This window comes from Chryseobacterium endalhagicum (assembly GCF_016745235.1).
GTDB lineage: Bacteria > Bacteroidota > Bacteroidia > Flavobacteriales > Weeksellaceae > Chryseobacterium > Chryseobacterium endalhagicum.
Genome location: NZ_JAELVM010000003.1, coordinates 290,560 through 303,548, shown reverse-complemented (window position 1 = coordinate 303,548; position 12,989 = coordinate 290,560). Strand labels below are relative to the sequence as shown.

At 37.3% G+C, this 12,989-nt stretch carries 14 protein-coding genes; 8 read left to right on the top strand and 6 right to left on the bottom strand.

Going from position 1 to position 12,989, the window contains the following annotated elements:
* Positions 1-231 precede the first annotated feature (231 nt).
* Positions 232-1,086, bottom strand: coding sequence for a hypothetical protein (locus JET18_RS17110; RefSeq protein ID WP_202093042.1), 855 nt, complete (start codon positions 1,084-1,086; stop codon positions 232-234).
* Positions 1,087-1,162: 76 nt separating this feature from the next.
* Between JET18_RS17110 and JET18_RS17105 the strand changes: the two genes are divergently transcribed.
* From JET18_RS17105 to JET18_RS17080, 6 genes are all read left to right on the top strand, one after another.
* Positions 1,163-1,681, top strand: a complete 519-nt coding sequence (locus JET18_RS17105) for a Crp/Fnr family transcriptional regulator (protein ID WP_202093041.1) — start codon at positions 1,163-1,165, stop codon at positions 1,679-1,681.
* A gap of 54 nt (positions 1,682-1,735) precedes the next feature.
* Positions 1,736-2,284 carry a DinB family protein gene (locus JET18_RS17100; RefSeq protein ID WP_202093040.1) on the top strand — a complete coding sequence of 183 codons (549 nt, stop codon included), beginning with the start codon at positions 1,736-1,738 and terminating at the stop codon, positions 2,282-2,284.
* Between the two features lie 665 nt (positions 2,285-2,949).
* Positions 2,950-3,462, top strand: coding sequence for a methylated-DNA--[protein]-cysteine S-methyltransferase (locus JET18_RS17095; protein WP_202093038.1), 513 nt, complete (start codon positions 2,950-2,952; stop codon positions 3,460-3,462).
* A 29-nt stretch (positions 3,463-3,491) separates the two neighbouring features.
* Positions 3,492-4,097: a DUF2911 domain-containing protein gene (locus JET18_RS17090; RefSeq protein ID WP_202093036.1), complete on the top strand. Its 606-nt coding sequence runs from the start codon at positions 3,492-3,494 to the stop codon at positions 4,095-4,097.
* Between the two features lie 3 nt (positions 4,098-4,100).
* Positions 4,101-4,628: a GNAT family N-acetyltransferase gene (locus JET18_RS17085; protein ID WP_202093034.1), complete on the top strand. Its 528-nt coding sequence runs from the start codon at positions 4,101-4,103 to the stop codon at positions 4,626-4,628.
* Entirely contained in the window at positions 4,625-4,990 is a 366-nt protein-coding gene (locus tag JET18_RS17080; protein ID WP_202093032.1) for a cupin domain-containing protein, read from the top strand. The genes JET18_RS17085 and JET18_RS17080 overlap by 4 nt, the downstream gene beginning before the upstream one ends.
* Before the next feature lie 276 nt (positions 4,991-5,266).
* On the opposite strand, the gene JET18_RS17075 is transcribed toward JET18_RS17080, so the two are convergent.
* The 3 genes from JET18_RS17075 to JET18_RS17065 all read right to left on the bottom strand — a co-directional run bounded on the left by JET18_RS17075 (position 5,267) and on the right by JET18_RS17065 (position 8,063).
* Positions 5,267-6,010, bottom strand: a complete 744-nt coding sequence (locus JET18_RS17075; protein ID WP_202093030.1) for a dienelactone hydrolase family protein — start codon at positions 6,008-6,010, stop codon at positions 5,267-5,269.
* A 121-nt stretch (positions 6,011-6,131) separates the two neighbouring features.
* Entirely contained in the window at positions 6,132-6,743 is a 612-nt protein-coding gene (locus JET18_RS17070) for an HAD family hydrolase (RefSeq protein WP_202093028.1), read from the bottom strand.
* A gap of 888 nt (positions 6,744-7,631) precedes the next feature.
* Entirely contained in the window at positions 7,632-8,063 is a 432-nt protein-coding gene (locus tag JET18_RS17065) for a type I restriction enzyme HsdR N-terminal domain-containing protein (RefSeq protein WP_202093027.1), read from the bottom strand.
* A 7-nt stretch (positions 8,064-8,070) separates the two neighbouring features.
* Between JET18_RS17065 and holA the strand changes: the two genes are divergently transcribed.
* Both holA and trxB read left to right on the top strand, forming a co-directional pair.
* Complete coding sequence (gene holA, locus JET18_RS17060; RefSeq protein ID WP_202093026.1) at positions 8,071-9,108, top strand: DNA polymerase III subunit delta; 1,038 nt, start codon at positions 8,071-8,073, stop codon at positions 9,106-9,108.
* Positions 9,109-9,463: 355 nt separating this feature from the next.
* Positions 9,464-10,405, top strand: a complete 942-nt coding sequence (gene trxB / locus JET18_RS17055) for a thioredoxin-disulfide reductase (RefSeq protein WP_202093023.1) — start codon at positions 9,464-9,466, stop codon at positions 10,403-10,405.
* 1,026 nt (positions 10,406-11,431) lie between these two features.
* Here the strand turns inward: trxB and JET18_RS17050 are convergent.
* Together JET18_RS17050 and JET18_RS17045 are read right to left on the bottom strand one after the other, a co-directional pair.
* The gene (locus JET18_RS17050) at positions 11,432-11,794 is read right to left on the bottom strand and encodes a helix-turn-helix domain-containing protein (protein ID WP_202093021.1); all 363 of its coding nucleotides are present in this window, start codon (positions 11,792-11,794) and stop codon (positions 11,432-11,434) included.
* Between the two features lie 127 nt (positions 11,795-11,921).
* On the bottom strand, positions 11,922-12,878 hold the full coding sequence (locus tag JET18_RS17045; protein ID WP_202093019.1) for a GTP pyrophosphokinase: 957 nt from the start codon (positions 12,876-12,878) through the stop codon (positions 11,922-11,924).
* Positions 12,879-12,989 lie beyond the last annotated feature (111 nt).

Sequence of the window (12,989 nt, the reverse complement as noted above, 5' to 3'; positions counted from 1 at the left end):
AATAGGAACGGGCTTTAGCCCGTTTAAGCTTTAAACATCCATAATAAGGCTTTAGCCAAAACCTATATAATACAATATTAGGGATCTATAAATCTGTTTAATCCGTAAAATCTGCGAGAGAATATAAAGCTAACAGATAATGTCAAGACAAAATTTGTTTACCAACACAATTATGCCACACATTGAGCAAAAAAGACTTAAAACCGTTCACTTATTCGTCTTTTCGTTCTGTTATTTAATTTTATAATAATCCTCCGAAAAATACTTACTTGGCTTGATATACACCGTTTTCCGGTCTGCATCAAAAATCCAGATGAATCTTCTCATCATATCAGCCCCAAAATAATTAACTGCCTGAGTTTTCCGTTTCCCAACAAAAAATCCGGCAGGAACATCTTTTAAAACAGAATTGTTGAGTTTGAAGAAAGGAAGAATGCCCTGTTTCGTGACGATACTTTCCCCGCTGGAATTTTTCATGGTTTTTTCAGAAGTGACTTTCAGCATTTTGTCCAGATTTTTTTCTTCCGCAAAATCATTGCTGTACAGTAAAGCTCCGGAATATCCGGACTGTAAAAGAAAATAAGCCTCCTGTTGAAGATTTCCATCGATAATATTATCTGCATTAATAAAAAACTGACCGTTTTCGTTTAATAGCATCATGCCCTGATATCCTTTTAAATCAGGCTGTTTGTCATAGATTTCAAACCTGTTGTTGTCATAATCTATTTTAAAGGTTTTCCCTGCAAACATACCGGTTCCGATCTTACCATCAGCTTCATGGCCCGTAAGCTCATTATTAAAAAAGCGGACATTATTCAGTGCGAACTTTCCAATTTGTACCGTATTTTTTTCACTGATTTCATTTTTATCGAAAATAAGATGATCTGCCCTTCGTTTTCTATCGGGAGAAATAGAAGCATCTTCCATAGCGATCTGGAACATCAGATCCAGTGAATCCTGTTTATTGACCAGTGTTTTGACAATAATATTATTATGTTTCGTGATCCTGAAAGGAATGGTTTGTTGTGCATTGATGCTGAAAAGACCAGCGGAAAACATAAAAATTAAGCTTGTTTTTTTGAACATTCTGAAGTGATTAGGTGTTAAAATCCGGAATTTTAAAATTACCTATTATCTTTGGAACAGCAAACATCTTAATCATATGATTCAAAAACTTCTGGAAAGCGGCCTTCATTGGGAAACAAAGGAATTCAAACGGAATGAATTGCTGAAAACTTCAGGGAGTATTGATACCGATATTTACTTTGTAGAAAATGGCAGCGTAAGGATCTTTATGATGGATGAAGATGAGGAAAGGATCATCCGGTTTGGCTACATGGGAAATATTATTGTTTCGCTGGATTCTTTTTTATCGGGGAAACCTTCGGATCTTTATATTCAGGCGATTAAGAAAACAAGGGTCAGAACGGCTTCAAAGAAAGAATTTTATGAATTTATTCAGTCTTCTGAAGAACATCTTAAGTTCTGGAACAGTATTTTGGAAGATCTCGTACTGCAGCAGATGGAACGGGAAAAAGACCTGTTGATTAACTCCCCAAAAGAGCGTTTTGAAAGAGTATTAAAAAGAAGTCCGAAGCTTTTTCAGGAAGTTCCGAATAAATATATCGCCAATTATCTCAGGATGTCTCCCGAAACTTTATCCAGATTAAAAAAATCTTGAGTTCAGTCAAGATTTTAGAAGACAACAATCCTGAAATTTGCATAAAAATCATCAATGAAAATGTCTGCATCACAATTACTGGATGAACTGAAAATACTGACCCAGGAACATAAACAATACGCACAGAATCTTCTGAGAGAATCAGAGGAAAAGCTCAATTCCAGAATTTCGGATGACAGCTGGAGTGTTCTGGAATGTCTCGAGCATCTCAACCGTTACGGAAACTTTTATATACCTGAAATCGGCAGAAGAATATCTGCTTCAAAAACTTCTCCTGCACCGGCTTTTAAACCTGGAATGCTGGGGAATTATTTCGCTAATTCGATGCTTCCGAAAGAAAAACTGAACACCATGAAAACTTTAAAAAGCATGAATCCAATCAACAGTAAACTGGATAAAAATGTGGTGGAAGAATTCATCAGACAGCAGCAGCAATTATCCGATTTGCTGGAAAAAGCAGCCCGTGTTGACTTAAATAGAGTAAAAACAAGCATAAGCATTACAAAGCTGATTAAACTTAAACTCGGGGATACCTTCCGTTTTGTGATTTATCATAACCAAAGACATATGAAACAGGCGGAAAGCGTTTTGAAGAATTCTTAAACTTGTATATAGAGATTCAAATCTACGCTACCTGTTAAATCTGTTGGAGAAATAATCGTGCACATTTCAGATTTTGGCTAAAGCCTTTTTCATTATGCTAAAGTTTTAAACGGGCTAAAGCCCGTTCCTATTGAATATTTAATAATTTAATTACAGAAAATTTATGCAAACATCTGTGCCATCTGAAAAATCTGCGAGAAACAAAAAATATAAACCACAAAAGTCACAAAAGTTTTTTGGGACGCTTTAGTCTTTTTAAGTTAAATATATTGCGTATAGGAAGAGCACCTAAGTTTTTAAAAAATCAAAGATTTTTATGGTAACTGTTTTTTTACACAAGAATAAATATGCTCAATCATCTGTGTCAATCCGAGCAATCTGTGGTTAAAAGAAAATAAACCATTAAGGATCTTTAAGGTTTTAAGAATATTAAGGTTGAGATTCGCTTTAAGGTATGCAGCTTAAAAAATCTTTAAATTTTTCTTAATTATTCTTACCTCCTTCATTGCTCTTAATGGTTTAAAATTGAATAGTAAAAATCTGCGACTTCTGAAGAATCTGTGGGAAATAAAAATACATATCACTTACAGTGATGAAAAATGTTTATTACGGAGAATGACTAAACTTGTAGGTGAGAGTTCCAAATATTTATTAATTTTAAATCTATGGAAATCATCTATCGAAAAACACTCCATACTCCGCTGGGAGAAATGGTTGCCTGCGCTATTGAAGAAGGAATATGCCTGCTGGAATTTACCGACCGGAAAAACTTCGAAAAGCAGTTTACTTCCTTATCCAAAGCTCTGAAGGCTGAAATTGAAGAAGGAAACCATAAACATTTCATACAGCTTGAAAAAGAATTAAACGAATATTTCGATGGAAACAGGCAGGCATTTGATGTTCCGCTTTATATCACAGGAACAGAGTTTCAGGAAAAGGTGTGGCAGCTGCTTCGTGAAATCCCGATGGGAGAGACCAGAACTTACAAACAGCAGTCCGAATTTTTGGGAAATCCTAAAGCCATACGCGCTGTAGGAACCGCAAACGGCATTAATAAAATTGCTATTCTGATTCCGTGCCACCGTGTTATTGGTTCAAATGGTGAGCTGGTGGGCTATGCAGGAGGAATCTGGAGAAAGCAAAAATTATTGGAACTGGAGAAGGCTATTTTGTTTTGATTTTTGTAATTTTAGGCAAAAATTTACACGTGAAAAAGTTACTATTTGCACTATGCATATCAGCTTCGGCTTTAAGTTTTGCGCAGGATTATTCTGTACCGGCAGCAAGTCCGCGTCAGAAGGTTGAGCAGCAGTTTTCGATGTCTAAAATTACCATCGATTACGGAAGACCGGGAGTAAAAGGACGTAAAATCTTCGGAGAACTGGTTCCTTACGGACAGGTTTGGAGAGCGGGAGCAAACTCATCCACAAAAATTACATTCGGACAGTCTGTAAATTTCGGTGGGAAAACGGTTCCGGCTGGAACTTACGGCCTGTTTATCGTTCCTACAGAGAAAGAATGGAAAGTGATCCTTAATAAAGATTTCCAGCAGTGGGGTGCTTACACCTATGATCCGAAACAGGATGTAGTAGATGTTACCGTACCGGTGAACAAATTAATCGACAAGCAGGAATGGTTTGAAATTACTTTAAACCCAACCGATGAAAATTCAGGAAACTTAGTGATTAAGTGGGATATGGCTCAGGCTGAAGTGGCTTTGAAACCGGCAAAACCTGATGCAGTGATCAAAATTTCAGATAAGCTGAAAGAAATCAAGAAAATAGAATCTGACGCCGCAAAAAGCAAAAGTTAAGCAATGAAATTTTCAATACAGCCTGTTTTAGAAACGCAGGAATACCAATTAATCCCCTTACAGCAAGGGGATTTTGAGTCTTTATATGAAGTAGCTTCTGATCCTCGTGTATGGGAGCAGCATCCGAACAAAGACCGTTATAAAAGAGAAGTTTTTGAAAGCTTTTTTAAAGGAGCAATGGAAAGCGAAGGTGCTTTTAAGATCGTTGAGAAATCTTCCGGCGATGTTTTGGGAAGTACCCGTTTTTATAACTTTAATGAAGATGAAAACCGTATTTTCATAGGCTATACCTTCTACGGAACAAAGTCATGGGGAAAGGGGATCAATCCTAAAGTGAAGAAAATGATGCTGGATTACATCTTTCAGTTTGTAGACAAAGTACATTTCCACATCGGTAAAGAGAATTTCCGTTCTCAGACTGCTTTGGAAAGGATTGGCGGACAAAAAATTGCAGAAGAGGAGGTTGCTTACTATGCAGAGCCTACCAGAACCAATTTCGTCTATGAAATTAAAAAAGAAGACCATTCATGAAAAAATATAAAATCCAGCAGTCACCGTTTGTAGTGCCTACCACAGATGGGAAACTCATCGAAGAGCATTGGGGAAATTCCACAGGAAATTCAAATGTCTCCATTGCCCATATGGTGGCACCTCCTAATTGGAGCGAGCCGCATCAGACTCCGGAATTTGATGAATTTACCCTGATTATTTCCGGTAAAAAGCAGTTTGAAATAGACGGCGAAGCTGTTGTTCTGGAAAAAGGACAGAGCATCCTGATTGAAAAAGGAGCCAGAGTACGCTACAGCAACCCGTTTTCAGACCCCTGCGAATACATTGCCATCTGTCTTCCTGCGTTTTCTATGGATCTGGTGAATAGAGAAGAGGGTGTTTAAGAGTTGTAAAGTTCAAGAGTCGGAGGGTTTGAGAGTTGGAGGGTTTGAGTGTTTTAGCGTAAAACCTGAATGATAATTTCTTTAGCTACAGCAGATTATTGAATCTCAAAATATAAATGCTTCGACTCCGCTCAGCATGACAGTTTACAAAATACACGAAGTATTCGCAATGTCATGCTGAGCGGAGTCGAAGCATCTTTTTTTAAACGATGTCAAATATCTGTAAACATTCCCAATCATCACATCACCACATCAACCAATCATCACATCACCACATTATTTCAAAATCTCCTTCAAAAACATCACCGTATGATTCCATGCTCTTTTCGCCATCACTTCATTATAATCCGGCGATTTGGGATCGGTGAATGTGTGTTTTGAATGCGCATAGGTAATGATCTGCCAGTCGGCGTTTCCTTCGTTCATTTCCTTAATTAAGTTATTGTAATCTTCCGGAGTTACGCCTTGGTCATCTGCAGGGTTTTCAACCAATATTTTCGTAGAAATAGGCCCGTTTTTTCTGGTCTGATCCTTTCCGATACTTCCATGAATAGAGACAACGCCTGCCACAGGAAGGCTTCCTCTTGCTGATTCCAGAGCTCCTGTTCCGCCAAAGCAGTAACCGATCACGGCAATTTTATCCGAAACAGCGCCATTCTTCTTCAATTGTTCCAGAGCCAGCGAAATACGTTTCTGGTAAGCATCATAATTCTGTTTGTAATATCCGGAAGCTTTGCCGGCGGAAGCATTATCGGCAGGAATATTCCCTTCACCGTAAATATCAGCAATAAAGGCGATATACCCTTGCTTTTCAAGTTCCGCAGCAGCAGTCTTAGCTTCATCATCTATTCCTTTCCAGGCAGGCAGAATCAGAACACCCGGAAGTTTTTTTCCGGCATTGGAGGTGATCAGCCCGTTCAGTTTCTGGGAACCGTCCTGATAGGCAACGGATTTAAGTTTCTGGCCGAAAAGTGTTCCTGCGCTCATCAGGCATACTGTGAATAAAAGGGTGCGTATCATATTTTGTAATTTAGTAAGTTGTTACGAAGGTTTTTGTAAACAGGATCAACAAAAATCCCCAACTAAATTACTGAAAATAACTTAGATGAGGATGATTAGTATATGGTTAATTATAGGCCTGTCAGAATTGAATTCCTAAGCCTTCCAGTTCCTGCTCCAGATCGGTATCAGGATTGATTTTGATTGTGGTAAAGCCTAAAGAACGGGCCATCTCAATATTTTTAGGATTATCATCAATGAAGACAGATTCAGCCGCATTCAGATGGTATCTTTCTAAAAGCACGTGCCAGATTTTCGGGTCCGGTTTGATCATTTTTTCTGTTCCGGAAACCACAATTTTCCCATTAAATATCTGGAAAAAATCATAGTTTTCAAGGGCGTATGGAAATGTTTCTTCAGACCAGTTGGTCAGCCCGAATAACTGATAATCTGTATTTCCCAGACGTCTTAAGATCTCTACATTTTTTGGAATATCACTTTTCAGCATTACGGTCCAGTTGTCATAATAAGCTCTGAGCTCCTTTTCCCATTCCGGGAATTTTTTCACCTGAATTTCGGTGCCTTCTGCAAGACTTCTTCCGCGGTCCTGCTCCTCATTCCATTCAGACTGGGCAATATTTTGGAGAAAATATTCCATTCTCTCATCGTCTTTGAAATAATCTCTGAAAAAATACCTCGGATCCCAATCCATTAATACACCGCCAAAATCAAAGATGATATTTTTAATTTCCATATATGTTTTTAAACTTTTTTAAATTGTATTCAACTACAAAAGTCGCAAAAGTTTTGATATTTAAACCCTTTGGAATACTTAAATTTTAAAAGATTTTTATTCTGGAAATACTAAGTGTACGTAAGCAGAAAATTTAATAAAACTATAAAATAGATGTGTTTTATTTAACCACAAAAGTCACAAAAGTTTTATTTATAAATACTTTTAAATGATTTATTTCCAAAAGATTATCATCATGAAAACACTAAGGTCACATAAACAGAAAATCAAAGATTTTCATAAAGACTTAAGTGTGCTTTGTATACGCAATATATTTAACTTTTAAAATAACTTCCGTGTTTAAAAAGCTTTTGTGCCTTTTGTGGTTTTTATATTTTATTTCCCGCAGATTACTCAGATGTCACAGATGGCCAGATGTTTGCGTAAATTTTCTGCCATTATTATTCAATAGGAACGGGCTTTAGCCCGTTTAAAACTTTGGCATAATGAAATAGGCTTTAGCCAAAACCTGGAATCACCGGATTATTTCTCCCACAGATTCCTCAGAAATCACAGATTTTTTTATGATTTTAAACCATTAAGAGGAGTGAAGGAGATAAGAATAGTTAAGAGAGATCTAAAGATTTTTTAAGAAGTACACTTTAAAGCGAAGCTCAACCTTAATATTCTTAAAAACTTAAAACATCTTAATGGTTCAATTTTTTTATCTCCCGCAGATTGCTCAGATGGACGCAGATGATTGAGCATATATATTCCTGTATAAAAAAAGGTTACCATAAAAATCTTTGATTTTTTAAAAACTTATGTGCTCTTCCTATACACAATGTATTTAACTTAAAAAAATAACGTAAGTGTTCAAAAAACTTTTGTGCCTTTTGTGGTTAAAAATTACTCCGGTTTATAAAATAAATACTGCCCGTTTTCATAATACGCATGGATATGCTGCAAGCCATTCGTCAGGATGATTTCTTTCGCTCCGATGATGGAGTTGTACCTTGCCGTTTGTTCAAATGTTTTCTCCGTCAGTTTGATCTGGGGCGCTTTGCATTCAATCAGGATCACAGGTTCTGTTTTTTCGGTTACCAGCAGATCTATTCTTTTGGTAAGGCCGTTCAGAAGGATCTTTTTCTCTGTGATCAGGGCGGAAGGTGAATAGGCTTTTACGGTAAGATAATAATGTACCCAGTGCTGTCTTACCCATTCTTCGGGGGTGAGGAGAAGGTAAGTTTTGCGGACCAAGTCATAAATAAAAAACTTATCTTTGTCTTTCTTGAATTTAAAATCAAAAGTTTCCTGAAAATTCAGTTTTGGAAGTTCCATTTATAAGATGAAAGAATTAGATTTAATCCTCAAAAATATTAAAAATAAAGAAGTTTTACCTATTTATTTTTTTCACGGAGAAGAACCTTACTTTATTGATGCTGCTGTAAAAGTGCTTGAGCACGACTTTCTGGAGGAAGATGAAAAAGCTTTCAACCAAACGGTGGTGTACGGAAAAGATACCTCTTATCAGGAGATTCTTTCCCTGGCCAGACAGTTTCCGATGATGGGAGACAAGCAGCTGATCATTGTAAAGGAGGCTCAGGACTTGAAATTCAATGAGGAAGAAAATAGGGTGCTTGAAACCTATGTAGACAATCCGGTTCCTTCTACGGTGCTGGTTTTTGCCCACAAACATAAAAAGCTGGACAGCCGGAAAAAAGCAACAAAAGCCTTAGACAAAGCAAAAGCTCTTTTCTTAAGCGAATCGGTAAGAGATACCAATCTTCCGAAATGGATTGCCGATGAATGTGCCCAGCTGAAGATCAAAACAGCCCCGAATATTTCCCATCTTCTTGCAGAATACCTTGGAAACGACCTTTCAAGAATTGCAAACGAACTGAATAAACTGAAAATTATCCTTAAAGAAGGAGAAATCCTGGATGGAACGATCGTAGAAAACCACATCGGAATAAGTAAAGAATACAACGTCTTCGAACTTCAGAAAGCTTTGGGAACCAAAAATGCCGATGCAGCCTTCAGAATTGCTCATTTCATGGGCAAAAACCCGAAGAACAATCCATTTGTGATGATGCTGGCCAATCTTTACAGCTATTTTTCCAATGTGATCATATACCAGACGATGGCGGGACAGCCACAGCAGGTTATCGCCTCGCAGATGGGGGTAAATCCTTATTTTATTAAAGATTATGCAGAAAGTGCAAGATTATATCCGCTGAAACATGCCACAAGAGTCATCTCTATTTTAAGGGAATTCGATATGAAAGGAAAAGGTCTTGGCGCCGTGAATATGGGCGAAGCAGAGCTCATCAAGGAGCTGGTGTATAAGATTATTAATGTGGACAAGATTAAGATGAAAGTGTAGAGCTTCGGGATGCGGGGTTCGGGTTTCGGGGTTCGGGATGCGAGTTCTGAGATGCGTGATTTTCGGGTTTCGGGGTGAGTGTTTGATTGTTTTAAAAGATGAAAATCCAAAAACTCCAATTCATAATTCCACAACCTGCAACAAACAACCCGCAACTAACAACTTCGAACTCGGAATTGATAACCCGCATCCCGAACCCTGAACCCTGAAACGCGTACCTCGAAACCCGCACCCCGCACCCCAATCGACAATCCCCATATTTCATATTGACAAGTATCATTAAAAATACTTTAATAAAACAGTAAAAATTACGAAATTAGCGGACTGAATTAAAATCCTTTGAACAAGTAAATTTATGGAGCAAAATATTTTAGATTGTGTGATCGTTGGATCCGGACCTTCTGGTTTTACAGCGGCAATTTATGCAGCAAGAGCAGATTTGAAACCTGAACTGTATACAGGTTTGGAGCCGGGCGGACAACTAACAACAACTACAGAGGTAGATAACTTTCCAGGATATCCGGCAGGGATTACGGGACCTGAAATGATGATGGATCTGCAGAAGCAGGCGGAAAGATTCGAAACTAAAGTTCATTACGAAATGATCACCAAGGCCGAGTTCTCCAAAGAAAACGGCGGTGTTCACAAATTATATGCAGGAAATAAAGAGATCTTCGCTAAAACCGTGATCATCTCTACCGGAGCTACAGCCAAATATCTGGGTCTGGATGACGAGAAAAAATATGCAGGAGGCGGTGTTTCCGCATGTGCTACCTGCGACGGATTCTTCTACAGAGGAAAAGACGTTGTAGTGGTAGGAGCGGGAGATACGGCAGCAGAAGAAGCTACTTATCTGGCCAAACTTACCAAAAAAGTAACCATGCTGGTAAGAAAAGATGTGTTCAGAGCTTCTAAAGCCATGATCCACAGAGTAGAAAATACCCCGAACATCGAAGTGAAATTCCACCACGAGCTTATCGGAATTGAAGGTGAAAACAGCCTGGTAGAAAGAGCGGTAGTGATCAACAACCAAACGAACGAAACTTCTACAGTAGACGTAGAAGGAATCTTCATCGCGATCGGGCACAAACCGAATACAGATATTTTCGTAGGACAAATAGATCTTGATGAAAACGGATACATCCTTACAGAAAAAGGATCTACAAGAACCAATCTTCCGGGTGTATTTGCAGCAGGAGATGTTCAGGATCATATCTACAGACAGGCGATTACAGCGGCAGGAAGCGGTTGTATGGCAGCGATGGATGCAGAGAAATACCTTGCTGAATTACATTAATATTCAGTGTTTTAAAATACAGAGCGTACCCTTGGGTGCGCTTTTTTTATTGGCTTTAATCTGTGAAATCTGAGCAATCTGCGGGAAATAAAAAAATTGAACCATTAAGGTGTTTTAAGTTTTTAAGAATATTAAGTGGAGCTTCGCTTTAAGGTGTATGTCTTAAAAAATCTTTAGATTTTTCTTAACTATTCTTATCTCCTTTACTGCTCTTAATGGTTTAAAAATTATAAAAAAATCTATGTGATCTGAGGAATTTGTGAAAGAAATAAGCCGGCAGATTCCAGATTTTGGCTAAAGCCTTTTTCATTATGCTGAAGTTTTAAACGGGCTAAAGCCCGTTCCTATTCAATAATAATGGCAGAAAATTTACGCAAACATCTGTGGCATCTGAGGAATCTGCGGGAAATAAAAAATATAAAACCACAAAACCCACCTGTCATTGCGAACAGACTGAAGGTCTGCAAACGTAGTTCAGAAGCGACGAAGTAATCTCCTCAACTGAAATATTGTACGCTTTGAATGAGATTGCTTCACCTCCGGTTCGCAATGACAGTCAAGGTGAAAATAACATCTTCTGTTCTCTATTGAACTAAAAACTCAATATATTCAATAGGAGCGGGCTTTAGCCCGCTTAAACAGGATCAAAATTTCATTGGGCTTTAGCCAAAACTTAATGTTTCAATTTTATTTCCCGCAGATTCCTCAGATACCACAGATCTTTAATAGAAACTTTAAAAATTTCAGGCTTTATACGGCATAGAACTCCCTCCACACAGTTGAAAAACCCTCTCTCGCCCTTTTGTAACCTGCTCCAGCCCCTTTCATAAGTATCCGGAGCCTCTTCATAACGGCCTCCAGCTGCTTTGGGAACGGCCTTTACCCGCTTAGGGAAGGGTAGATACCCCCTTGGGTAAGGGGGTAGATGGACTTATGCAAGGGCCTCCCGACGGGTGTAGAAGGGCATAAACGAAAAAACTGCTTCCGGTGTGGAGCAGTTTTGTTATAATGATCTGTTTTAGAGCCTTATTTTCCGGATTTCAATTTCTGGTTTTCCTTTTTCAGTTCTTCTATCTGTTGTTTCAGGAGGATGATATATTCCTGCTGGTTTTCTAAGATATAATCCGGGATGTTGTAATGATTATTAAGAATTGCAGTTCCGGAATTGGTAGAGGAGTCATGGAAGTTGACTGTATTGCCCGATTTTTCTTCTTTAATGTCATCAACAGAAACGTCCAAAGCTTTCGCCAGCTTTTCCCACTCGTCATCAAATATTCTGACATCGCCGCTTTCTTTACGGCTGTAGTTGGATACATCGGTTGCAATGATATCAGCAAGATATTGCTGGGTAATGCCTTTCTGTTTTCTTAGAGTTCTTAGCTTTTCCATAGAGTGGGGCTGTGTTTTTACAAATATAGAAAAAATGTGGGGTCCTAAAATTATAAAACTTAAAATTTGCTTATAGAAATGAGTAAATAATAAAAACAATAAATTTGATGATACTTATTAAATCTTATTATTTAACCTTAGTCCATATTGCTAACTTACTATTTTTGTTTTCCAACATAATTCTAACCATTCCTACAAAATTAAAATAAGGAGTGGTCAAATCTGATAGATTTGGCTTCATAAAATATTCTTGGTCTTTTTTTATGGCTATATCTAAATATTCTTTAATTAATTTTTCTAGTTCAGAAACTGTATTTATTGAATAGCTTTTTAAATTTTCCAATAATTGAGAGTAGTTTTCATTCCCTTTTTGATATTGATTTGGAATATTTTTTTGTAAAACAGACATCAGCAAATCAACATTTAAAATCTCCGATGGATTTCTATCATAATCAGTTTTTGCAATGTAGCTTTCTCTATCCTGAAGTGTTCTTTCCAATTCTAGATCAACTATTTCTAATAATGCCGAAACTCTACCAATTGATCTTAATATTTCGGGAGGAACATTAGATTCATTCTTATATTGAAGAACGTTAGATGTTTCAGCCCAATTATGTTGAGATAGTGTTCTTATTTGAATTTCTACCGTGTAAGAATTCAGATTTTTGTTTGTGGGAACATTAGTCCAACTATCAGGAATATTGACTATATAATGTTTAGAAGAGTATCCAAACTGATCATAATTTAATTTATCTGCTGGATCGTAATTGCTTCTAACATTAAAATTATTCTTTATTAATTGTGATACTACTTCAATATCTCTTCTAAAAAGTAGGACTATTCGGATACCAATTAAATCCTGCAACTCCAATAGACTTTGCTTGATTCTATATCTTTGAGATTCGTGTTTTTCTACTATGGAATCAATGTTTTTTATCCTTGATTGAACAGGGAAACCTAATTTGACATTATTCTCAATTAACAAGGCTTCTAATTCTTTAATTATCAGATTTCTAAGTTTTTCGAAATTGATAAAGTGTTCATCATGTTCATTTTTTAGTTTTGATATATCAAGTTTTGCCATGTAATTAGCTTTTAACAAATATAATAAAAAGCCCTCTCAAAATATGATATATCGCGTATTCCTTACTGCTATTATGGATTAAGATTTAGCCAGTAGTATAAAACTTCATAT